This is a genomic window from Paraglaciecola arctica, from assembly GCF_018861065.1.
Lineage (GTDB): Bacteria > Pseudomonadota > Gammaproteobacteria > Enterobacterales > Alteromonadaceae > Paraglaciecola > Paraglaciecola arctica_B.
The window spans coordinates 1-22,635 of sequence record NZ_JAHKQO010000049.1 but is presented as its reverse complement, the minus strand read 5'-3'; the positions used below and the strand labels follow the sequence as shown (position 1 = coordinate 22,635).

The window sequence follows — 22,635 nt, the reverse complement described above, 5'->3', positions numbered from 1 at the left end:
ATCACTCAAAAGTTACTTTTTTCTTGTACACCATAAATACAGCGGCTATTTAAATTAGGGTAGGTTGCATTGTCTGAAGCATACTATTTAGGGATCAGTTTTGAATTTCGATTAAAATAATAACAAAAGTTAGACAGGCCGCTTTCGCTCAAACTCATCCTTCGATTCTTTGCTAAAAGCGGACATACCAGTGGTACGAAGTAACTAGTTTGATGCTCTCGTTTGCCACCAGAACCGGCACTTGCTGATCCTGAAATAATCGACTGTTTCAGCACTAAGGGTGACTTTTCATATACTCTACCACCGGCTGGCAAATGGGCGCCCCGCCCCAAGATTATGCAACGTTTTTTGATCTGTAATACATACTAGGCATTAAGCAAAAATGGCTACAATGATTTGCATCTATTAAAAGTCTAAGAGTAATTTGCAAAGCCACTTATTCTCATTAATAACAACCCTTATGAGACACTTTTACAATGTATCGCAGGGGTATACTCAAATGAGACAACGTCAATCTCATAAATCCACTCTGACATGTTTGAATGTCCGGTACTGAATCAAAAAGATGCCGCTAAAATATTGAATCTGTATAGGTTAATTGAATTAACTCGATGCTCAAGAATGATTGATCACGTGACATTGAAGCTATCATTGCCGACCGACGGCTTAGCCCAATATAGCGATAATAGCTATTTATTGTGTATTGGTTACTTTATCGAATTTCAATTCGTCGAGCCTGTATCACTATGAATCCGTTGACAAATATAAAACCACAGGACTTATAGATATGAATGTCACTCTTCAAGCAACTGCAAAACCCCACATTCTTTAACTTTTCTATTATCTGTGCATGCCGAGGCCATCTCAGATAGGGTAAGTTTTAGCTCCTCAAGCTCTGCAATGCGATGTGTGACTTCAACCATATGTTGCTGGATCAAATTGTTCACACTAGAACAACTTTTATCGGGATTGTTTTTCGTATTCAACAGCTGTTTAATTTCTAGTATGGTCAAATCTAATGAGCGACATTGTTTAATGAATCGCAGTGCTCTCAACGATGAGGCGTCGTAAATTCTGTAGTTACCTTCACTGCGATTGCAAGCCTCTAACAAACCCTGTTTTTCATAAAAACGGATCGTCTGAATAGAACACCCACTTTTTTTTGATAGCTCACCTATTTTCATAAACGTGCCTTTGTGTTGTTGACTCTATACTAGGTATAGACTTTACACTGTACCTATAGTTTTGGGAATAAGAGTTGAACAATGAGTGGTTGCGGCTGTGAAGTGGAAATCAAAGATGCCTCACAAAAACGGGTGCTGTATTGGCTGCTCGGCATCAATGCGACGATGTTTTTCGTTGAGATGACCGTGGGTATTTTGGCTGACTCTACTGCTTTGATAGCAGACTCTATGGACATGCTAGCGGATGCGGTTGTATACGGCATAGGCATTTATGCTGTGGGTAAATCTATACTTCACAAAGCCAAAGCTGCGCAAATCAGTGGTTACTTTCAGCTATTGCTGGGCGTGATCATTCTCATTGATATTACGAGAAGATTATTCTTGGGCAGTGAGCCTATCTCATCATTAATGATAGGAATGGGGTTCATTGCACTAATTGCAAACGTCGCTTGCTTGGTGATTATTCGTAATCATAAAAACGACGAAGTACATATGCGAGCCAGCTGGATTTTTTCAGCTAACGATGTCATTGCCAACATGGGTGTCATCATCGCCGGTGTTCTAGTGGTATGGCTTGATAGCAGAGTACCGGATCTGGTTATCGGCTGTATAGTGTCGATTGCCGTGTTGCGCGGAGCGTGGATGATCCTGAAAGACGCCAAGCAGGAAGTACTTAATAATGAACTATCTAAAGGTAAAGCGGGTGATCCACTATGAAATACAATAAAACCGTTAAGCCGCATATCGATTCCAAATTAACAGATTACTCAGATGCAATGTCTAACAATAATGAGGGGCAGGCATTTGCAGCGCTGGAGGATGCGCATGTAATTGGTCAGCACTCTACTTATTATCATTGTTTAATTCATTGTAAAATGCTGCGACATGGTCTTCTAAACAAAGATTGGAGAGCCGTTTTTGGACAAGTAATAAGAATAGTTGGTGCTGCAACCAAAACAGCTATCGGCCTTGTACCCAAAGGGAATACAGGTGGCACTGACATCAGCCCCTTTAAGCGACTGCCAATCAGTGCCGAAAATCAAGCGATATTGGACAAAATCAACCATGCATAATCATAACCACAGTCACAGTGATAACAGCGCATCAAAACGTATTGGCTGGGCATTTTTCTTGAATGTCGTGTTCACTATCATTGAATTTATCGGCGGCTGGCTGACAAACAGCACGGCTATTATGGCCGACGCAGTGCATGATTTGGGCGATAGCTTATCCATTGGCACTGCTTGGGGCTTAAATAAACTCAGTGATAAAGAAGCAACCAATACATTTTCCTATGGCTATAAACGCTTTTCACTTCTGGGTGCATTGATCAACGGGTTAGTGTTAACGACTGGCTCAATATGGATCTTATTCGAAGCTATCCCAAGACTTTCTGCACCCGAAATGCCGCAAGTTGAAGGCATGTTACTCCTGTCAATTTTTGGCATCGCCGTTAATGGATTTGCTGCGTATAAACTTAGCGAAGGGAGTTCCTTAAACGAGCGTATCTTAAACTGGCATTTGCTTGAAGATGTATTAGGTTGGGTGGCAGTGCTGATCGTATCGATTGTGCTGATGTTTAAGCCATGGCCAATTTTAGATCCCATTTTATCTATTGGCTTCACCTTATTCATTTTATTCAATGTTGTCAGAAATCTAAAAGAAACCTTATTGTTATTCTTGCAAGCCACGCCCGATGCTAAGCAGATGGAGGAAGTGCGTAAAGTGCTCATGTCATTTGATGATGTGGCGGATATACATCATTTTCATATCTGGTCTTTGGACGGTGAACATAGCGTCATGACGGCACATGTGGAGTTGCAACAAGATGTTTCGGTTTCTCAGTTGAGAACACTTAAAGACGAACTTCGCCAAGGCCTTGATGAGTTTGATTTTGTGCACACTACCATTGAAATTGAATTTGCCAATGAAGATTGTCGTGATGAGTAATGTAATGATTGAAATACTTTGTTTCGGTTGGTCGATTGGTCTTAGTTCGATTACCTGTTAATATGAAAAAGATGAGAGTAGATAGATATGTTTAGTGTAAGGGTGACAAGCTACCTGTTGATTTCGCTGATTTTGTTTCAGTCGTTTTCTGCTGTCGCCAAGTCCTTGGATTTTCATGCTATCGACTCGCAACATCTAAGCGAAATACACGAGCATCAGTTGGGCGATAATATCGCTTCTGAAAAGCCGCAGGTGCAACTAAAATCTATCGAACATCCCGATACTGATAACGCCCCCGTAGATATTTCTCACAATCCTGCTGATTGCCACCATTGTGGTCACTGTCATGGAACCCATGCCCAATGGCTTGGAAATAACACCGCAATTGAACTTGCTTCTGTTGCCACCCATCACGGTTTCTATTACTTATCAAAAGTAGTAGATGCACCGGTCACGCAATTACTACGCCCACCTAAAGCATAACCCTGAACTAATCAAACACCGTTCGCCAACTGCTTGGCGATATATATTTTTGATAATTTAGGAATAAAACAATGATGCATTTTTCATTGAGTCGCCCTGTGCGTGTGCACGCTTGGGTGATTTCCACGATGCTTGTCCTTTTGACAACACACACCGTGGTAGTAGCACAAACAAACAGTATCACCAATCGCGAAATGACCTTGCAAAGCGCCATACAGCGAACTTTAGCGAATTCGCCCGAGTTGCATGAGTTCACATACAAGCAACAAGCAATTGAGGGAGAAATTAAAACTGCTTCCCTCAAACCAGCCCTCAACGTAGGCATTGAAGTGGAAAACTTCTTAGGAACAGGCGAGGTCTCTGGCATTAAGAACACCGAGCTGACTCTCACATTGTCGTCGGTTATTGAATTGGGCAATAAACTCCACTCACGTAAGGCGTTCGCTAAGGCGCAATCCACCTTAGTCGAAGCGCAAAACCAAGTTCACACCTTGGATGTACTGGCTGAAGTGACACGTCGCTACATCGATGTACTGGCGCAACAAGCGTTAATTGACGCGCAAAAAGATGCAGAAACACTTGCTCGATATACCTATCAAGCAGTCACAAAACGCGTGGATGCAGGTGCTTCCCCTGCATTTGAACAGAAACGCGCTGAAGCAGCTTTAGCAAGAGCCAGACTGGATGTGGTGACGGCACAGCAAACTAAGCAAGCCATGATAAATAGTCTGGCTATTATGTGGGGGGAAAAAGATCCCACTTTTACTGATGTGGAGGGTGACTTATTTGCGTTGCCATCATCTCCTTCGTTAACCGCGCTTTTTACCACCTTATTGGACAGCCCCAATCTTGAGGTCTATGCACAAGCATCGAGATTGCAGGCATCCCAAGTCCGTCTTACTCAAGCAGCTAATCAATCGGATTTAAGCTGGACGGCTGGTATCAGGCGCATGAATGGCATAGATGAAACAGCCTTTGTAGCAGGCGTGAGTATACCTCTGTTTGCCGGTGACCGAAATCTTGGCGAGTACGAAAAGCAGCGGGCAATTCAGGCACAGCTGGAACAACAAAAAGAGTCAGCGACGCAAAGCCTATACCATCAGCTAAATATGGCCTTGATGGTCAGAAACAATGCGCTGCTCAATGTACAGACACTGCAAAACTCTATTATCCCACCCTTAGTCCAAGCGCTGGAATTAGTAGAACAAGCCTATATAAACGGTCGATTCAGCTACCTTGAATGGGTGAGTACACGTCAAGAACTACTCAGTGCCAAACAAGCCTTAATTCAATCAGCGAAGCAAGCTCATCAGCGTGGTGCAGATATCGAATCACTGACTGCACAGCCTCTTGTGGATACGATCAACAGCTCTTTTTCGAGAAAAACAAAATGAACAAAAATATATTAATTAAGAAGCAAAACACGCTGTTAGTTTTCATTGTTTGCAGTGCGTTGGGATTGTTTTCAAGCACCACAATACAAGCATCAGAAGGCGAGCATGGTAAAGAGGAAGCCCATAATGACGAACGCGTATTCATGTCAGATAGCATGGCGCAAAAAATGGGCGTAATGACGCAAAGTGTGCAAACGGGTAGTCTCAATATCACCACCACTGTTTTCGGAAATATCGTGACCGACCCGGCTTCACTGAGTCATGTGCGTGCACGATTCGACGGTATGGTGACCAAGGTCAATGCAAACTTAGGTAACAAGGTAAAAAAAGGCGAGACACTGGCGGTAGTTGAATCCAACGAAAGCCTGAAAAGCTATCCTGTTGCCGCGCCGTTTTCAGGCACAGTGATTGCCAGACATGCCAATGAAGGCGAGTTATCCAATGGCCAAGTGTTATTTTCAATCGCTAACTATGATGACGTGTGGGCACAGCTTAAAGTCTTCCCTCAACAGCTATCAGATATTGCAGCGCAGCATCCCGTTCAGCTTAGCCTGTCAGGGGCAGCGTTAGACACCACTATCCAACATATCTTACCCTCACCCGATGAAAAGCCTTATGTCTTGGCGTATGCCAAAATAGCTAATACCTCAGGTCAGTGGCCGGTTGGCGCGGCTATCAAAGGGCTTGTCACAATCAACACCCTTGATGTCGCCATGATGGTGCCTAAAACGTCGATTCAAGAGTTTGAGGGGGCTTCTGTGGTGTTTGTCAAAGAAGGTAGCGAATACCGTCCCGTGCCCGTTACCTTAGGTCAACAAGATAACCACAATATTGAAGTGTTATCAGGTCTGCACATTGCAGATGTGATTGTCAGCCAGAACAGCTACCTGTTTAAAGCCGATTTAGAAAAGTCGGAGGCCGGTCATGATCATTAATAACTCATTGCTATCTATTTGGTCAGGCGTCTCTGTTATTGGGGGGCGAACACATGATTGAATCCATATTACGTTTGTCCATAGAGCGACGAGGTTTAATGCTGATGTTGATCTTCCTTGTGCTGGGCATGGGGATATTCAGTTATCAAAAATTACCTATTGATGCGGTACCCGATATCACCAACGTGCAAGTGCAAATCAATACACAAGCATCGGGCTATTCGCCTTTGGAAACCGAGCAGCGGATCACATTCGTTGTAGAAACAGCACTGGCTGGATTGCCTGATCTGTCCTACACCCGCTCTTTATCTCGCTACGGGCTATCTCAGGTAACAGCGGTATTTGATGAAGGCACTGATCTGTATTTTGCTCGTAATCTCATCAATACCCGATTGGGTGCAATCAAAAGTCAGCTACCTGAAGGGTTAGAGCCTGAAATGGGGCCTATCGCTACTGGGTTGGGCGAAATCTACATGTATACCTTGCGAGCCAAGCAAAATGCCCTGCAAAAAAACGGTGAGCCGTACGATGCAATGGCGCTTCGCGAGATACACGACTGGATCGTAAAACCGCAGCTCGCACTGGTTAAGGGGATCACTGAAGTCAACGCCATTGGTGGGTACGTAAAACAATATCATGTGAATCCTGAACCACAGAAAATGCTGAATTTTGATATTAGTCTAAGTGATATCCATCGTGCGCTGGAGCGAAACAACACCAATCAGGGAGCAGGCTTTGTTGAGCGAAATGGGCAACAAATACTGGTGCGCTCACAAGGTCAACTACAGACACTTAGCGATATAGAAAATGTGGTAATAAAGCGCATTAATACTGTCCCCGTTGCGGTGAAAGACATTGGCAGTGTAGCTATTGGTAAGGAGCTGAGAACGGGTGCGGCAACGCAGGAGGGTGAAGAGACCGTTTTAGGTACAGCAATGATGCTAGTCGGCGAAAACTCACGAGCCGTTGCCCAATCCGTTGCCAAAAAGGTGAAGGACATTCAATCCAGCTTACCTGATGGTATTGTCATTGAGCCGGTCTACGACCGTACCCTACTGGTCAATAAAGCTATCGACACGGTTCAGAAGAATTTAGTAGAAGGGGCGTTATTAGTCATAGTGATCTTGTTCATATTGCTTGGCAATATTCGCGCCGCGCTCATCACTGCGGCAGTTATACCGCTAGCGATGTTGGCGACCATCACAGGCATGGTTAATACCGGTGTGTCTGCCAATCTGATGAGCCTTGGGGCATTGGATTTTGGATTAATTGTCGATGGTGCGGTGATCATCGTAGAGAACTGTATCAGGCGGTTATCCGAGTCTCAGAAACGCACAGGTGGAGTCTTGCCACTAAAAGAGCGGCTAGAACTGGTTTTTCAAGCAACCAACGAAGTCATTCGTCCTAGCTTGTTTGGTGTATTGATTATTACTGTGGTGTATATCCCGCTGTTCTCATTGACAGGCGTTGAGGGCAAGATGTTTCAGCCAATGGCGGCAACGGTCATCATGGCGCTGATAGCAGCGATGCTGTTCTCCATTACCATTGTACCGGCGGCAGTCGCGATGTTTATGGGCGGTAAAGTTAGTGAAAAAGAAAGTTTCATTATTGTTGCAGCCAAATCCGCCTATCGCCCCATCATTCACCTCGCACTAAAATTACGCTGGATAGTGCTTGTCGGCTCAGTCGTGCTAGTAGTAGGCAGCTTATGGTTGGCAACGCGATTAGGCTCTGAGTTTGTTCCTCAGCTTGACGAAGGAGACATCGCACTGCACGCCATGCGAATACCGGGCACAGGTATTGAACAAGCCGTCGCAATGCAAAAAACACTTGAATCTACCTTGATGGAATACGAACAGGTACTCACAGTGTTTGCGAAAACCGGTACCGCAGAAGTAGCTACCGATGCGATGCCGCCCAACGTAACCGATACCTTTGTGATGCTAAAACCACGAGCCCAATGGCCTGATCCTGACCTATCAAAAGCTGAATTCGTGGAAACCCTTGAGCGAGACTTACAAGCGGTGACAGGCAATAACTATGAGTTTACCCAACCTATCCAAATGCGCTTTAACGAGTTGATAAGTGGAGTAAGGGCTGACCTTGGTATAAAAGTCTTCGGAGATGATTTAACCACGCTTGTTGCCTCTGCAAACGACATCTTAACGGTTTTGCAATCAATAGACGGCGTGGCGGATGCACGACTTGAGCAGGTAGATGATATCCCTATCTTCACTATCAACCCCAAGCCAATCGAATTGGCACGTTATGGATTGGACGTCGCCGATTTGCAGGAGTGGTTGGCGTCAGCTATCGGGGGTAATACCGCTGGCTTAATTTTTGAGGGAGATAGACGATTCGAGTTGCTTGTGCGATTTGATGAAGGTATCCGCACAAACTTAGATGCCATTGGCAACACTCCTATTATTACGTCCGATGGGGAATTTGTGCCCTTATCAGAAGTCGCTACGCTGGGTTACTCGTCTGTTCCCAATCAAATCAGTCGAGAAAACGGTAAGCGCAGAGTCGTGGTTACCGCCAATGTCAGAGAACGCGACTTAGGGAGTTTTGTTGACGAAGCAAAAATCAAAATAACCGAACAGGTAGCTCTACCAGCAGGCTACTGGCTGGATTATGGCGGCACGTTTGAACAGCTTGAAAGTGCCAGTCAGCGACTGTCTATCGTGGTGCCGGCCACGCTTTTCCTGATACTTGTGTTACTAGTGGTGGTGTTTGGCTCATTTCGTGATGCCTTGATCATCTTCACTGGTGTGCCTTTAGCCTTAACAGGAGGTGTTTTCGCACTCTGGATGCGTGACATGCCACTGTCTATATCTGCCGGAGTCGGGTTTATTGCGCTCTCTGGTATTGCGGTATTAAACGGCTTAGTGATGTTGTCATTTATTAAACAGCGAGTACTAGAAACAGGTGATTTGATTAACTCAATCGTTGACGGAGCTATCACAAGATTGCGTCCGGTTTTGATGACAGCACTGGTAGCGAGCTTAGGCTTTATTCCCATGGCACTGAATGTCGGAACTGGCGCTGAAGTGCAAAGACCGCTTGCAACGGTGGTGATTGGCGGGATCATCTCGTCCACCATTCTAACATTGGTCGTTTTGCCTATTTTGTATCGGATGATGCATTCGAAATCAACCAAAGTGTGATTGTTTTAGGCACCGTATCGCAGCAGATACGGTGCTCTTTGTCTGAAAATTCAAATCAACTGAAAATGATCACTTATCAAAAAGAATATGAATTGGCTAAAAACCGGTTAGACAATGAAATTGAACGATGCAAAAAGATCTCACTTTCCAGAACTCCGCACTGAATCCTTAGTAAGGTATAAAGTGATTTTGCAGTCACTTTTAAAATAGTTTGTGTAAGTTAAAATCTATTGAGCCAATTCATAGATATAAGTATCGGTAAAAACACCAATAATGGGGGTAAAAAAGGGGTAAGTACGGGGAAAATTGAATTTATGCCTTTATTAGACTCCAGATATTTGAATTTCCTTTGAGAATCAAGATCAAACACATCTTAAATCGCCCTATATCGCACGCTAAGAGCAAAACAACAGAAACACCTAAAACCACTAGAAAAACCAAATTTAACGCTTAGAATTAACTACAGGGCAATTTCTGTTGACTGCTCCCTAAACAAGCATAACAACCGTCAGCCATGAGTATAAGGTTTCGTAATTATGAGCGGTGTTTTTTTGTGTAGCCGTAACTACCAGCTACTTGGCTTATACCTAGGACTTAGTACCTTTTCCACCAGCTTCTTTGCCTTCTGAAATCACTTGTTTAATATATGGTTCCATCTTGGTCTTAAGAGAGCGACTCATGCCGTAATTCTTTCCACCTGAAAATAACTTGTCTGAAATAGATTTACTCAGATAGTCAGCAAATCCTACATTTATCTGTGAATACTCTTTGGCTTGATAAACAGCGCAGTAGTCTTTACCGTTTGAACCTGTCCTTACATCACAACATTCCCAAAGAGAGAATGCTGGATCTGTTTCTATTTCCATATCTAATAATTCAGCGTCATTTTTTTTAAGCGCTCTTCTGTACATCCTCACTTTATACCGGTTTCTTATATCCACGGATTTTGGGCTCTTAACTCCTGTAGAGTCGAATCTTAGCCAATTTGAATTCCACAACGCTTTTCTAACGCTCTTTTCAATGCCAACTTCAATATTACAAACGATGTGTACATGTAACAGTCCAGATGAAGATTCTTCCAAAACGTAAATATAATCATCTATCTCGAATGGTATGGCTATTTTCGAGCGGAATAAGTGATTGAAATATTGTGCAGGTTTTTTACTTGCAACAGCGCGTCTGATTTTGTCAGAAAAATCGGCATTGAAATTTATTGTAATGGCAGTTGTAACTAGTGGTGATGATTTTATCGAAGTTTCATTCACAAGGGCAGCAACTGCAGCCCTTAATCCAAAGTTAATATACTGCTCAGCTTTTACATCTAAACAATGGGTTATATAAAGATCTTCTCTACTTTTAATTACAGGAAGTAATGAAGGAGCATAGCTTTTAATATAACGATTACTTGTCTGTACTGGTCTCCCTTCAGAAAGACCCTTTCTAGATTTTTCTAAAGCCTTTATCAACGTAGGATTGGGGGTTGTTTTGGGTGAACGTACTGGCATGTGTGTTTTGTGCCTTTTTTCCAATTTAAATACTACGGATAACCTACATTGAATTTTCTGGCAAAACAAATATTAAGTAGACCATAGATACCTCAATCTCATAAAAATAAAACGGACGCCAGTTCAGTTCCCTACCAAGAAATCACAATCGAAAAGTGTCACACAGAAGTGTCACACAATAAGCCTTTTCCAGATCTTGAAGAATCCTTATACCACGTGTACTGTAGGGGAGAAAATTAACTTAAAATGGGTGTCACATCCCGCCAGCTCCACCAAACCGAATGACGGTCTAGACCCTTCTAGACCGTCACATCCCTTTCATACCAAGGCATACAGCCACAATCCTTTAGCCCACCTCTGGGTCTATAAAAGTCCTGACAAGTCCTCAGAATGGCTTAAATATGTCATTGAATGTCGCGAGGCTGACACTTATTCCGACAGAATAACGCAAGGCATAGGCACAAAAGAATGTCGTAAGTTCCGTGCTAAGTTCTTTCAAAATCATTTACCTGTATGTAATGAAGTTGCACGCGAATACTTAAGAATCAGTGAAAAAGCGGATTATATACAAGCCAACCTTTTCTTGTTGGAAATTGAGAAACACTCACTAATAGACGATTTAAATCTCGTCGATAGTCAAAATCACCATATATTTTCTGAAGAAAAATCAAAAATATGCGCTCGATTCAAGCGAACCTTTCCAGAACGGTTTGCTCACAAACTGTCATCTCAACTCATGTCACGTTACAAACTCGGCATCCCTGCAAACTCTGATATTAGCGTTAACCTCAATATGCTTTGCTGTGAAGACTACTGGCTCAAGAAAATTCGCGTGGCTTCATCTAGGGCGATTGAACAAGTTAGGCGTATGACTGGCATCATTAATAAATCAAAAGGTATCTACTGTAGTGATGATGCTCGTGATAATTGGCGTTGGCATAAAGAGCAATCAAAAGAATACCTAGAAAATACGTTTATCGAGAATGAAGATGGTCAAACATTTTCTCTAGCTGACATAGCTAAAACAAATGTATCAAATCCTGCAATTCGTCGATGTGAAATGATGACTCGGATAAGAGGCTTTGAAGAAGTTGCAGAATTTAATGGTGACGTAGGCGATTTTTATACCATCACTACTCCTTCAAAAATGCACTCGCATAGCACGACTGGAATTAAGAATTCTAAATATGACAATACAACCTCAAAACAAGCAAACAACTATCTCTGCAACGTATGGGCTCGTATTCGCGCAAAACTAGAAAGAGAGCAAATTAAAATATACGGCATAAGAGTGAGTGAGCCTCATCATGATGGAACACCGCATTGGCATTTATTGCTATTTACAGCCCCAGAATTCCGCAAGCGTTCAAGAGAAATAATTCAACACTATGCAATGCAGGAAGATGGTAAAGAGGCTGGGGCTGAAAAACACAGATATAAATGCGTTCCTATCGATCCCGCCAAAGGTGATGCGGCTGGTTATATAGCTAAGTATGTGGCTAAAAATATTGATGGTGAGTTTATCAAAACCGACTCATACGGCAATGAAGCCAAATCATCAGCTCAGCGGATAACTGCGTGGGCAAACCTCAATGGTATTCGCCAGTTTCAATTCATTGGTGGCCCAAGTGTGACATTGTGGCGACAACTACGTCGCGCAGAAGCACAAGAGAATCAAGAACTAGAAGCTTGCCGCATGGCAGCTGATGCGTCAGATTGGGCGGCTTACGTGATGCTTATGGGTGGTATCAATAAAACTCGCCTAGAACGCCCTATTCAACTTGAATATGTCTTGCCTCCAAGTGACATTGATTATGAAACCGGTGAACTAGTATTTCGCACAGGTCGCTATGGTCAATCATTGTCCTCTCAAATCACAGGATTCAAAATTGGGAATAATTTCGTCCCTATCAAACGCAAACTGTGGACTATAAAACCGTCACCACCTGATGATGATTGCTCACACGCGCGGGCCGGCGCGAGTGAGCAATCTTCAGCGGGTGGTCGCTTTGACCTTGGACTTGTGTAAATAACTGTACGGTACAAATTAAAACTAAAAAAAGAGTAAATATGAAAATACAAAGAAACCAAATATGCCCTTGTGGTAGTGGCAAAAAGTACAAAAAATGCTGCCTTATTTCTTCACAGGTTAAAGAAGCTTTATCTAAACAAAGAGCCTTAGGTACAAACGATGAACATATAGAAGACCCAGTATTAATTCAGTACTTTGGTTACAACAAAGCAAGGGCCGAGGGTGAATCCCCATTTGAACTGCCAGAAGAGGGGCTGTGCTGCATGGTGTCTTCTGTTAACAGAGATATACAACGAGAGATAAATTCAAAGGTAGATTTCCCACTGCTCCAGTTGGGCAAAGGACAATGGGTGATCACTGCAAACATTGGTAACGAAGTTAAATTCAGTGGCCCTTATGATTCAGAGCAATTAGCAATGGAGTCCGCTAGAGAGAAATTTGGTGCTGTACGTTTTATGTCGTCACCTGAAATATTTTAGGAATATAGCTCTTTAACAATTTGGTAATTGTATTGCCAAGACATTACACTCTTGGCTTACTATTTATTGCAACTGTCTTAGGATTAATTTGAACTTATATACTGACACGCCTTTAGCCTCTGCTATTTTTGAATTATTCGAAAAGTTTAATGAAAAATTAGTCATTCATTTAAACGAAGCTCAAACACACGGGGCAATTAAAGCGTTTATTTTTGGTGGATGCGCTATTCATTTATTTACCAATGTAAGAGGCAGTGATGATGTTGATATTGAAATAAGTTCGGCTAAAAAGCTAGATACCCACTCACTAATTTTAGAAGTAGACGACGTTTACTACACAGACCCACTAGAAGGTGACAAAGTATTAAGTTTAGATGATACCTTTAATGTTGGATTGCCAACCTTACACCCTGACTACAAAGAACGCGTCATACCACTTTCAACAGGCAATACGGTTTTACATGTCTATTTAGTTTCTGCGATAGATATTGCTATTTCTAAACTTGAACGCTGCCAAGCCGATGATGTCACTGATATAGTCGCTTTGTATAAAAAAGGATATTTTACACTCGATGAATTTGAAGAACTTGCGATAGAAGCTTCAGGTTATTCTATTAATCCAGAAAAATTGCGGTTAAATATTAGTCACGTTATAATCGAATGCGAAAATAGTTAGTTTATTTAAGATAATCGAGCAAATGCAAAATTTACAACAAGTGTTTGAACAATTAGTACTCAATCCAGAGCACCCTAAAGCCTCAGAATGGTTAAAGGACGTCGCTTTGGCATTTTGGTATGAAAATTTTGTTCCTGCTACTGATAATTTTACTGCTGATAATCTTGCCCAAGCAGGGTTTGTGTTAGACAAACTATCTCGTTATTCATGTACGCCTTTATCGTCTAAGCAACAAGTTAGAGATTATGTATTACCTACCCTTAAACTACATAGCCAATCAAAAACTGTAAATAGCAGTGATGCCTTGGCAATGGCTTGGGGAGTTAATTCAGACTTAAAATACTCATTTAAATCATTGTTACCCTACCAGCGAAGAAGTTACCAACACGTAGCTTAGTTGTATGCAGAGTAAAGAATTCAATCACTATTCATTCCTCTAGCATGCACACCTCGCTTAGTAATATGATCAAATGTAAAAACATGTTCTTGTGGGGCTAACGTGCATTTGCCAATATAACGGCCGTTGAATTCTTTACCTCCCTTTTCAATATATAAAGAGTCTTTACATGTCGGGCATTCAGCCTCATAGATGACTAATTCAATAATCTTATGTCTACGCTGTTCTTCGTCAGTTGCGGCCTCTCTATTGACTGTAAACATAGCATTTTGTTCAGACAAGCGAACCATCCAATCAGGGGCACTTGCTACTCCTTTTGTTATGAGCTCATAAATTATATAGCCGAAACGCCAGAGCAGAATAATTACTATTACTGCAAATACTGCGAAAATTGAGGACTGAACTTTGCTTATTGAAAACAACAAAAAGGGTATACCCAAAACAACACAAACGGGTATTAAAAGAAATGCTAAGATTCCCCATCCTTTGAGTGTTGTATTGGTCATTGGTTGTACCCAAAAAAATGGCTTTTTAAGATCGATTGCCTTGTAGATAGCTACTCCACAGGTTGAATTTTTAAGATTCTTATTTGAGTCAGTAAGCCCTAGCCACATTTTGGTCGTGGTTCCACCTTTTGAATCATCGCTTTCAAAAGTCAGTCGAATATCTATATTTCTTTCCTTTAAAAACTGAGAAAAATCGCCATCTTCAGCTAGAATTTCGAATATCTTTTTCCTGTGATCTCTTACTTTCCTAGATGCATTGGCGGCTTCTGATTTATCCAAACGAGGCCAAACTAAATTATGAATTTCTAAGTAATCAAAAACGATATTAACGTTTGAAATGTCTTCATTCAGTTGCCTTAATGTATCTTCTACCAACGCAAATAGTATCTCTGCCGGCTTAAATAACGAATTAATGTTCTGTTGAAAATATTCCTGAGACAACAACAACACTTTCTTAAACTCATGAATATCAACATTTTTTCTCATTTTTACTCCCTAAAAACGACAGGTACGCAACCGGTTGGGTATCTGTTTTACCAGACCTTTGAGTACCAATCTACCCCTGTCTAAACCAACAGGAGTAAATACATGTATGTCACAACCAATAAACTTTCAGAAATGATTGGCTACACGCCAGAAGCAATCCGCAACAAGGTTAAAAAAGGAGTCTGGCATAAAACCATTCACTACATAAAAGCGCCCGACGGGCGATTGATGATGAACGTTGAAATGATTAATAAATGGATAGAAGGTAAAAAACTATGAGTGTTACTGAAGTTAAAAGCGGGTATCTAATAAAGTTTTTTCTACATAATGAAAGATATACAGAAACTATTCCTGCATTACACAATAAAACGACTAAAAAAAGAATTTCAGAGCAAGAAACCATTTATAAAACAGCGATAAGTATTAGTGATAAATCATCACTTGATAAATATCCAAACAGTAAAATTTTACAAAAAGCTTTTAAATGTGAATCAGACGCTTTTACCATAGATGACTATTCAAGTATTTGGTTTCAGCAAAAACAACGTAATTGGTCTCATACTACGATTCGTGGCTACAGCCAAAAATATAATTCATACATAAAGCCTAACTTCGGTCATATGCGTTTAAAAGATTTCAAAGCCAGTATGTTTGACGAGTGGGCATCTAAACAAACATTGTCTGGTAAATCCATTAATGAAGCTCGCAACGTCATACACCAAATATTTAAACGTGCATTTTTTGATGGTGTTATTGATAGCAATACTGCGGAACGAATAGAACGTTACAAACAAGACCAAAAAGAGCCTGAGCCTTTCACTAAAGTTGAAATAGCTAAAATACTCGATGCTCTCGAAACACCTTATCGTGAATTCTTCCAATTTGCCATTTGGACAGGACTTAGGACTGGTGAGCTATTGGCATTGCGTTGGCAAGATGTTGACCTAGATAAAGGTGTTGCTCATATTCGCAAAAATATAACACTTAACAAAGAGAAAGAGCCTAAAACCAAAGGAAGTATAAGAACTATTGAGATGCAATTTGAAGCAATTCAAGCCTTAAAATCAATTATTAATTCCAAATATTGCGATGAATATAGAGTATTTATTGATCCAAAAACGAATACCACTTACAAATATGCTGACGGGTTGCGTAAATATGTTTGGAAGCCGACACTTAATAAAATTGGTGTCAAATATCGCTACCCTTATCAATGTCGCCATACATTCGCATCAATGATGCTTACGTCTGGGAAAAACCCCATGTGGGTAGCTTCCCAGATGGGGCATGCTGACTGGGGAATGATTAGAAAAACATATGGCCGATGGATACCAGAATCTTCACAAAATAAAATCTCTCAGTAACTTTAGAACTATTAATTGACAGCCCATCTGCATAGAGGGTAACCTTATTGGGCGATAAAAAGGTGAATTTAACCACAGAGCTTATGCTCAAAAATGTTAATTCGAGGAACAGTTATGTTCTACCTGAACCGGTAACGCGCTCTGGCCAAAAGTCACTGGCGTGCCCGGTAAGCGGCGAGTGGATCGCCGCTAGGTTGTCGGGGAGTAAAGTTTGTTGGTAACTCACCACTCCTGATGAAAGGTTTATAGTGGACCTTCAAGATTGTCTTGAGGGGTTAAACCAATCATTTGATGGAGAAAATATGAAAATTATTGATCGCAAAACCAACGAACAACCTAAGAGTTTGAGAAAAGCTACAAAGTGGCGGATCTTAGTGGTTAGACTATTCTTATATGGTTTTTACTTTGCACTTAAAGTAATTATAAGGATATCTATCATTGCATGCTTAACGTACCTCGGAGTACTAGTGCCAAACTTGTAGCTTAAATTTGCTAGGGCTAGGGTTACTCCCTTGCGTATACCTAATATAGGTGATTATGAACTTATTAATGATCAGAAATTTACTTGGAATTGATGCTATTAGTGTAGCTCAAGCCTGTAACATTGAAGTTGAAGATCTTTTGTCTATTGAGCAAATAGACGTTAGCCTGTTAAGAAATTCTGTATTTATAAACAAAATTTGCCTTTATTATTCATCTTTTATTGGCATTAGTTTAGAAGTATTTATGTTTTGCATAATTCAAGGTGAACATTCCCGACTTACTAGTTCTACTTTTCGTATTATCAATAAATTGTTTTATAAGATTGGAAGCTTATTTTTAAATGGAAAAACAATATCATCTAAATCAATCTCCCCTTTATAAACTTCGTTCTTTCAAGAGATTAGCAAAAATTTTAGACTGTCCTCAGAAAAGTCTAGAAAAATTATTATTGCAACCGAACAACAATTACTACACTTCGCATATTAATCAAGAAAAAATTATAAAAGGTAGTAAGCAGATCGTACAACGAAAAATACAAGTTCCAAAACCTCAATTAAATCGAATTCATAAGAAAGTACAAAAATTTCTATCTAAAATAGAAAAGCCTGGTTACCTTTTCTCGGGTGTAAAAAGGCGTTCAAATGTAAGTAATGCTTTGTATCATGTTGAAACTGACTATATGAGAAAAATGGACATCCAAAAGTACTATGAAAAAACGTCTGCAAAATATGTTTATAAATGCTTTGTAAATACCTTCAGAATGGCTCCTGACTTAGCAAAAGTAATGACCAAGTTGTGTACTTTTAATAGTCACATACCAACTGGCAGTTCATTGTCACAAAACTTAGCATTTTTCTGCAACCTTCACCTATTTAACCAAATTGAAAGTTTTTGCAAGAAGCGCAAAATTAGCTTTTCTTTATATGTTGACGACCTTACATTTTCGGCTAAACATAAACTGACGAAGGATTTAACGAATCGCATCGTTCATATTTTCAATAAAAATTCAGATTATGTTATACATAAATTTCAAGTTTATAATAAAGAGACTCCTAAATTAGTAACTGGTGTTATTCTTAAAAATAATATTATGTTAGTTCCAAACAAATTAAGAGTTAAAATGTTAAATCATGACAAGGAAAAAAGTATAATTATTGACAATTTGAGCAATGATAGAGACGGAGCTATAAATTTTTATCAAAGGTTTATAGGACTCGTAAGCTGCGCTAACCAAATAAGTCCAAACTACAAGCTGTGGACTAAAGAATTATGTGAAGAAAGAAAAAAGTATGGAATACAAGCTGTCACTGGGAAAAAAGATTAGATGCAAACTACTGATTTAAATATAAAAAATAATAGTTCAACTCCCGCCAGCACCAAATAGAAAAAGGCTTATCGAAAGATAAGCCTTTTTTGTTTCTTTATTCCGAGCTGAATTAGGTTTACATGAAGCGAATCGATCGTGCCCCGAATATTGCAAATTTAACAAACATCCGAATCACCAATGCTCACTAAAGAGTAAAAATATGCTAGTCTTGCCGGCTAAATAAATTCTGTCGTTTGAGCCTATTCTTCGGTTCAATATTGAAAAGGTAAGCACATGAAAGTGATAGTCGCCCTCGTTATTGTAATAGCTATTGGCGCAGCCCTGTGGTTTTCGAACCCAGATCCACAGCAACCAAAAATCAGCGATGAGCCAGTGTCTGTTTTACCGGTTATTACCCGAGAACAGATTCTTTCAGCTTCGGATTTGGTGGAAGGTGTTAAGCAGGCGATGTTGCAAAGCGATGAAGAAGCAATTGAAGAGTGGTTAGACAAGGCGTTAGCTGTCGCAAAAGAGGCTGGCATGCCGAGTGAAGACATCGATTATATTAATTCAGACGCAGCGAAAGACTATGTGATTTTTCAGGCCGAGCGCAGCCAATTTAATGATGCCATCGAGAAGGCTTATTATGAATTACTGGATATCGAAACAATTAAAACTGAATACCCCCAAGCCAAAGATTTATTCCCAAATGCCGACAAGTTAATAGCAGAGCGGGATAAATTGCTTGAACAAATCGCTACAGAATTGGCTAGTGACTCAACACCAACAGATGCTGACCGTCTAGCAGCGCGCCAACAGTGGTTAACTAGGCACGCTAACCAGTCGTCCAAATAGTAGTTTAAAAAACTTTACTCGAAATAGCCGCTCGTTGACGGCTATTTTGTTATCGATAGCGGACTCGCTGTGGATATGGTTGTCACCCTGGTACTCAATACTTATAGATTTGCCCCCATAGTCGCAGCATTTGAATTTAAGCAACCTATCTACAGCCCGCCTAACACTACAATTTTATCTATCGAATCAATTGATTGTTTCAATTATCCCATAGCCATGATCTTATTTAATATAGCGCTATTAAGATTATTAATAGCACAACAACAAGAAGGTCATCATGAAATCCCTAGCTTCAAGCCGCACCATCAATTCTAACCAAACAGCAAAGCCTAAGCTTGCTTTGATTGCGGAAGGTGGTGGACAGCGCGGGATATTTACGGCTGGGGTATTAGACGCTTGGCTACAAGAAAATTACGATCCCTTCGATATGTTCTTCGGCACGTCTGCAGGTTCACAAAACTTAACTAGCTATTTAGCAAAGCAAAAAGGCTACGCCAAACGACTTATCCGCGGTTTATCTCGGCATAAACGTTTCTTTCATTTAGGCAGAGGTTTAGTAGGTAAACACATAGTAGATTTGGATTGGTACTTCGATAAAACGACCGAAGCGAATCGTGCTATCGATTTCCAAACCGCTAGGCGTACGTTAGGCCAGCGTGAACTATACATTACTGCGACTAACGCCCGAGATAGACGCCCTTACTTTTTAAGTCCAACAGGCGAAAGCCAGCAGTGGCGTGAACTGCTGAAAGCCTCTAGCGCCTTGCCTTTTTTATACAAACAAGGGGTTAAACTTACGCCGTGGTTAGATACTACTGCAGCCAATGAACCAGCAGTAGAGACCGACCATAGCGCCCCATCGTCCAAAACAGACTTTTACCTTGACGGTGGTTTAGCAGCGCCACTCCCCGTAAATGAGGCCTACAAGCGAGGCGCTCGCAAAATTGTGGTGATCCGCACTGCCGATGCTCATTTTCAAGCGCAATCAGCTTGGGTACATAAACTTAGATCTTTGGTGTGTACCTCAGGTTTTTGCCCTAAAACCCTTGATTATTTAGTCCAGCACGAAACAGCCTATCAGCAGGAGTTAGCATTTATTGCCAATCCACCAGCCGATGTTGAGATCCTGCAAATTTTTGCTACGGAAAAACTTCAAAGCAAATTGTTAGGCAGCACAGATAACGATTTAAAACATGATCACAAATTGGGGATCGCCGCTGGTAAAGTCTTTTTGCAGCAACATGCAGAAAAAAGTTTCGAAGCGAGGAAATATGCTCGGCGTAAACACGACGAAATGAATGCTCATCGCGACACAAGTGAAGTAATTAGCGAAAATATTGTAGGCCAGCTAACTTCACAACAACCCGATACTGGCCAACGTTTGTCGGCCTAAGTTGAGGCAAAATATTTAGTTGTAATCGTGACCCGACACTTGAAGAAATAGGTACCTTCGGGTTCGAGTCCTCGTGCCCACTTCGATTTGATAGCGTTTTTAGTTTTGTAAATGCGCTTTAATGGACTCGGCAACGTAATTCGCATCAAATATTTCTATCCAATATCCGTCGGGATCTTTTATGAAAGCGATGCCTTGCATGGCACCTTCGTTAGGCCGTTTTTGAAAAGGCACATCTAACGCTTCAAAGCGTTGGCAAGCAGCTTCAAGGTTTGGCACGTGAAAACCGATATGCCCAAACCCTTTGGGCTCACTATTACCGTTATGATATTGCGTGTTTTCTGCTGAGTCAGCCCAGTTATGAGTCAACTCTAACATGGCTGGTCGTCCAAAAGTTTGTGCGGTACGAGTGCTTGAATCATCGCTTATATCTGAAAAATCTTCCCCTGCACTTAAAAAGTACAAACTAAACTTCATATCGGCAAAATCTAGGCGTTTGAGTAAAGTCATCCCCATTACACGGGTATAAAAATCCAATGAACGCTTAGGTTCGGCAATTCTCAACATTGTTTGGTTAAATACAAAGCCGTCTGTGGCTGCATCTTTTTCTTCATATAGACCATCGGCCTTATCAAAATGACGACTCATAAACTCCGCTCCTTAACTTTTAATTCTTTGGTTTTGATTCTTTGATATTGATGCTGTTGTACACAATGGGGATACTAAACTCTATTCACAACCGCATGTAACAAAATGATGACGACAGTTGATATGGCGGTTTATCTTAACAACATTAATTACTGACCAATTTAAATTTCCTCTGATAGAATGCCGGCACTTTAACCCCTTAATTTTCAGGACCATTTCTCGATGCAAATCAATCGTATACTTGTGACTGCAATAGTCTGTGTTTTATTGGCTATGGTGACTATTCAGTCTGGTGCGTCAATTGCAAAACAACTTTTTCCTTTGGTCGGTCCTGAGGGTACAACTGCGCTGCGTTTAGGTTTTGCCGCTGTATTACTTTGGGTGATTTTTAGACCATGGAGGAAACTGCCACAGGGCAGAGATTGGCGCAGTATTATTGTTTACGGTTTGTGTTTAGGTGGCATGAATATTCTGTTTTATTTATCTATTGAACGCATTCCGTTAGGTATAGCTGTGGCCCTTGAATTTACTGGACCTTTAGCCGTGGCTTTGTTTTCTTCGAAACGTAAAAGCGATCTATTTTGGGTAGCGTGTGCTTCCATTGGTATTTTTCTATTGATGCCTAATTTGTTTAAGGCTCACGGATTAGATATTGGCGGGGTATTAATGGCCCTAGGTGCGGGAGCTTGTTGGGCGGGATACATATTGTTTGGCACACGTACCGATAAACAAGCGTCAGGCGGAATCACCGTGGCACTGGGCATGACAGTTGCGGCCATTGTGATTGTGCCAATTGGCGCGGTGAGTCAAGGTTTAGCGTTAATTAGTTGGGAAGTGTTGCCCCTTGGTTTATTGGTAGCAGTATTATCGAGTGCTGTGCCGTACTCGTTGGAAATGGTTGCTCTTAGGAATATGCCGACGCAAACTTTCAGCATTTTTATGAGCCTAGAGCCAGCGATTGCCGCATTGGCGGGTCTCGCTATACTAAGCGAACATTTGACCCTATTACAATGGGCTGCCATTGTGTTAATCATTATCGCTTCAATCGGCAGCAGTTTTACACCTAAAAAGGCCATCGACATGGGAGTGTAATCCTAGCTAATCTGATAACTCACACCTATCTAATTAGCCACATTTCATAAAAGATGAGGCTGAGCACCTTACCCCAACTGATAGGCCTCTGGCTTAAGCGTTCATTAGTAACAGGCGAGCATTTTAAAGCAGCCTATTGCATAATGCCGATCAGTTAAGAAAACTTTTAATAATCGATTGATAAATTATTAATGTAAAAACAATAAAAGTGGATTCCGGCCAAAAGACCGCCGGAATGACGAGGGTGAGCGATAGCTGTAAAGACCGCCGGAATGACGAGGGTGAGGGATGGCAGTAAAG

At 41.1% G+C, this 22,635-nt stretch carries 21 protein-coding genes; 17 read left to right on the top strand and 4 right to left on the bottom strand.

Translation table 11 applies throughout. The annotated features are described in order from the left end of the window. Positions 1-794: 794 nt before the first annotated feature. Entirely contained in the window at positions 795-1,184 is a 390-nt protein-coding gene (cadR, locus tag KO534_RS21550) for a Cd(II)/Pb(II)-responsive transcriptional regulator (protein ID WP_215933219.1), read from the bottom strand. An 81-nt stretch (positions 1,185-1,265) separates the two neighbouring features. Here cadR and KO534_RS21545 point away from each other — a divergent pair, with 81 nt between their 5' ends. The 7 genes from KO534_RS21545 (at position 1,266) to KO534_RS21515 (ending at position 9,113) form a co-directional block, all read left to right on the top strand. Beyond that, positions 1,266-1,901 carry a cation transporter gene (locus tag KO534_RS21545; RefSeq protein WP_215933217.1) on the top strand — a complete coding sequence of 212 codons (636 nt, stop codon included), beginning with the start codon at positions 1,266-1,268 and terminating at the stop codon, positions 1,899-1,901. After that, positions 1,898-2,257, top strand: coding sequence for a DUF3703 domain-containing protein (locus tag KO534_RS21540; RefSeq protein ID WP_215933215.1), 360 nt, complete (start codon positions 1,898-1,900; stop codon positions 2,255-2,257). The genes KO534_RS21545 and KO534_RS21540 overlap by 4 nt, the downstream gene beginning before the upstream one ends. After that, entirely contained in the window at positions 2,250-3,134 is an 885-nt protein-coding gene (locus KO534_RS21535) for a cation diffusion facilitator family transporter (protein WP_215933213.1), read from the top strand. Before KO534_RS21540 ends, KO534_RS21535 begins: the two co-directional genes overlap by 8 nt. An 87-nt stretch (positions 3,135-3,221) precedes the next feature. Continuing rightward, positions 3,222-3,617 (top strand): hypothetical protein, encoded by a 396-nt coding sequence (locus tag KO534_RS21530; protein WP_215933211.1) that lies wholly within the window; start codon positions 3,222-3,224, stop codon positions 3,615-3,617. Positions 3,618-3,688: 71 nt separating this feature from the next. Continuing rightward, a complete protein-coding gene (locus KO534_RS21525) occupies positions 3,689-5,011 on the top strand; it encodes a TolC family protein (RefSeq protein ID WP_215933209.1) in 1,323 nt (440 codons plus the stop codon). Further along, positions 5,008-5,946, top strand: a complete 939-nt coding sequence (locus KO534_RS21520; protein WP_215933207.1) for an efflux RND transporter periplasmic adaptor subunit — start codon at positions 5,008-5,010, stop codon at positions 5,944-5,946. The genes KO534_RS21525 and KO534_RS21520 overlap by 4 nt, the downstream gene beginning before the upstream one ends. Before the next feature lie 53 nt (positions 5,947-5,999). Then, positions 6,000-9,113: an efflux RND transporter permease subunit gene (locus tag KO534_RS21515; protein ID WP_215933205.1), complete on the top strand. Its 3,114-nt coding sequence runs from the start codon at positions 6,000-6,002 to the stop codon at positions 9,111-9,113. 587 nt (positions 9,114-9,700) lie between these two features. Here KO534_RS21515 and KO534_RS21510 read toward each other — a convergent pair. Further along, positions 9,701-10,618, bottom strand: coding sequence for a hypothetical protein (locus tag KO534_RS21510; protein WP_215933203.1), 918 nt, complete (start codon positions 10,616-10,618; stop codon positions 9,701-9,703). Positions 10,619-10,868: 250 nt separating this feature from the next. Here KO534_RS21510 and KO534_RS21505 point away from each other — a divergent pair, with 250 nt between their 5' ends. The 4 genes from KO534_RS21505 (at position 10,869) to KO534_RS21490 (ending at position 14,202) form a co-directional block, all read left to right on the top strand. Then, positions 10,869-12,647: a replication endonuclease gene (locus KO534_RS21505; RefSeq protein WP_215933201.1), complete on the top strand. Its 1,779-nt coding sequence runs from the start codon at positions 10,869-10,871 to the stop codon at positions 12,645-12,647. A 41-nt stretch (positions 12,648-12,688) separates the two neighbouring features. Beyond that, entirely contained in the window at positions 12,689-13,129 is a 441-nt protein-coding gene (locus tag KO534_RS21500) for an SEC-C metal-binding domain-containing protein (protein ID WP_215933199.1), read from the top strand. Between the two features lie 88 nt (positions 13,130-13,217). Beyond that, positions 13,218-13,805: a DUF6036 family nucleotidyltransferase gene (locus KO534_RS21495; protein ID WP_215933197.1), complete on the top strand. Its 588-nt coding sequence runs from the start codon at positions 13,218-13,220 to the stop codon at positions 13,803-13,805. Between the two features lie 22 nt (positions 13,806-13,827). Beyond that, entirely contained in the window at positions 13,828-14,202 is a 375-nt protein-coding gene (locus KO534_RS21490; protein ID WP_215933195.1) for a hypothetical protein, read from the top strand. A gap of 20 nt (positions 14,203-14,222) precedes the next feature. On the opposite strand, the gene KO534_RS21485 is transcribed toward KO534_RS21490, so the two are convergent. After that, positions 14,223-15,194: a hypothetical protein gene (locus tag KO534_RS21485; protein ID WP_215933193.1), complete on the bottom strand. Its 972-nt coding sequence runs from the start codon at positions 15,192-15,194 to the stop codon at positions 14,223-14,225. 102 nt (positions 15,195-15,296) lie between these two features. On the opposite strand from KO534_RS21485, the gene KO534_RS21480 reads away from it, so the two are divergent. The 5 genes from KO534_RS21480 (at position 15,297) to KO534_RS21460 (ending at position 20,595) form a co-directional block, all read left to right on the top strand. Further along, positions 15,297-15,473: an excisionase gene (locus tag KO534_RS21480; RefSeq protein ID WP_215933191.1), complete on the top strand. Its 177-nt coding sequence runs from the start codon at positions 15,297-15,299 to the stop codon at positions 15,471-15,473. Further along, positions 15,470-16,558 (top strand): site-specific integrase, encoded by a 1,089-nt coding sequence (locus KO534_RS21475; RefSeq protein ID WP_215933188.1) that lies wholly within the window; start codon positions 15,470-15,472, stop codon positions 16,556-16,558. The genes KO534_RS21480 and KO534_RS21475 overlap by 4 nt, the downstream gene beginning before the upstream one ends. An 823-nt stretch (positions 16,559-17,381) precedes the next feature. Then, on the top strand, positions 17,382-18,365 hold the full coding sequence (locus KO534_RS21470) for a reverse transcriptase family protein (RefSeq protein ID WP_215933186.1): 984 nt from the start codon (positions 17,382-17,384) through the stop codon (positions 18,363-18,365). Between the two features lie 276 nt (positions 18,366-18,641). Further along, the gene (locus tag KO534_RS21465) at positions 18,642-19,202 is read left to right on the top strand and encodes a hypothetical protein (protein ID WP_215933184.1); all 561 of its coding nucleotides are present in this window, start codon (positions 18,642-18,644) and stop codon (positions 19,200-19,202) included. 277 nt (positions 19,203-19,479) lie between these two features. Further along, positions 19,480-20,595, top strand: a complete 1,116-nt coding sequence (locus KO534_RS21460; RefSeq protein ID WP_215933182.1) for a patatin-like phospholipase family protein — start codon at positions 19,480-19,482, stop codon at positions 20,593-20,595. Between the two features lie 99 nt (positions 20,596-20,694). Here the strand turns inward: KO534_RS21460 and gloA are convergent, their stop codons facing one another. After that, positions 20,695-21,243: a lactoylglutathione lyase gene (gloA, locus tag KO534_RS21455; protein WP_215933180.1), complete on the bottom strand. Its 549-nt coding sequence runs from the start codon at positions 21,241-21,243 to the stop codon at positions 20,695-20,697. Between the two features lie 222 nt (positions 21,244-21,465). Here gloA and KO534_RS21450 point away from each other — a divergent pair, with 222 nt between their 5' ends. Beyond that, positions 21,466-22,335: an EamA family transporter gene (locus KO534_RS21450; RefSeq protein ID WP_215933178.1), complete on the top strand. Its 870-nt coding sequence runs from the start codon at positions 21,466-21,468 to the stop codon at positions 22,333-22,335. Positions 22,336-22,635: the final 300 nt, after the last annotated feature.

Excerpts from the sequence above, each read along its gene's own strand:
- cadR (WP_215933219.1), bottom strand. The coding sequence starts at position 1,184 with ATGAAAATAGGTGAGCTATCAAAAAAAAGTGGGTGTTCTATTCAGACG.
- KO534_RS21545 (WP_215933217.1), top strand. The coding sequence starts at position 1,266 with ATGAGTGGTTGCGGCTGTGAAGTGGAAATCAAAGATGCCTCACAAAAA.
- KO534_RS21540 (WP_215933215.1), top strand. The coding sequence starts at position 1,898 with ATGAAATACAATAAAACCGTTAAGCCGCATATCGATTCCAAATTAACA.
- KO534_RS21535 (WP_215933213.1), top strand. The coding sequence starts at position 2,250 with ATGCATAATCATAACCACAGTCACAGTGATAACAGCGCATCAAAACGT.
- KO534_RS21530 (WP_215933211.1), top strand. The coding sequence starts at position 3,222 with ATGTTTAGTGTAAGGGTGACAAGCTACCTGTTGATTTCGCTGATTTTG.
- KO534_RS21525 (WP_215933209.1), top strand. The coding sequence starts at position 3,689 with ATGATGCATTTTTCATTGAGTCGCCCTGTGCGTGTGCACGCTTGGGTG.
- KO534_RS21520 (WP_215933207.1), top strand. The coding sequence starts at position 5,008 with ATGAACAAAAATATATTAATTAAGAAGCAAAACACGCTGTTAGTTTTC.
- KO534_RS21515 (WP_215933205.1), top strand. The coding sequence starts at position 6,000 with ATGATTGAATCCATATTACGTTTGTCCATAGAGCGACGAGGTTTAATG.
- KO534_RS21510 (WP_215933203.1), bottom strand. The coding sequence starts at position 10,618 with ATGCCAGTACGTTCACCCAAAACAACCCCCAATCCTACGTTGATAAAG.
- KO534_RS21500 (WP_215933199.1), top strand. The coding sequence starts at position 12,689 with ATGAAAATACAAAGAAACCAAATATGCCCTTGTGGTAGTGGCAAAAAG.
- KO534_RS21490 (WP_215933195.1), top strand. The coding sequence starts at position 13,828 with ATGCAAAATTTACAACAAGTGTTTGAACAATTAGTACTCAATCCAGAG.
- KO534_RS21485 (WP_215933193.1), bottom strand. The coding sequence starts at position 15,194 with ATGAGAAAAAATGTTGATATTCATGAGTTTAAGAAAGTGTTGTTGTTG.
- KO534_RS21480 (WP_215933191.1), top strand. The coding sequence starts at position 15,297 with ATGTATGTCACAACCAATAAACTTTCAGAAATGATTGGCTACACGCCA.
- KO534_RS21475 (WP_215933188.1), top strand. The coding sequence starts at position 15,470 with ATGAGTGTTACTGAAGTTAAAAGCGGGTATCTAATAAAGTTTTTTCTA.
- KO534_RS21470 (WP_215933186.1), top strand. The coding sequence starts at position 17,382 with ATGGAAAAACAATATCATCTAAATCAATCTCCCCTTTATAAACTTCGT.
- KO534_RS21465 (WP_215933184.1), top strand. The coding sequence starts at position 18,642 with ATGAAAGTGATAGTCGCCCTCGTTATTGTAATAGCTATTGGCGCAGCC.
- KO534_RS21460 (WP_215933182.1), top strand. The coding sequence starts at position 19,480 with ATGAAATCCCTAGCTTCAAGCCGCACCATCAATTCTAACCAAACAGCA.
- gloA (WP_215933180.1), bottom strand. The coding sequence starts at position 21,243 with ATGAGTCGTCATTTTGATAAGGCCGATGGTCTATATGAAGAAAAAGAT.
- KO534_RS21450 (WP_215933178.1), top strand. The coding sequence starts at position 21,466 with ATGCAAATCAATCGTATACTTGTGACTGCAATAGTCTGTGTTTTATTG.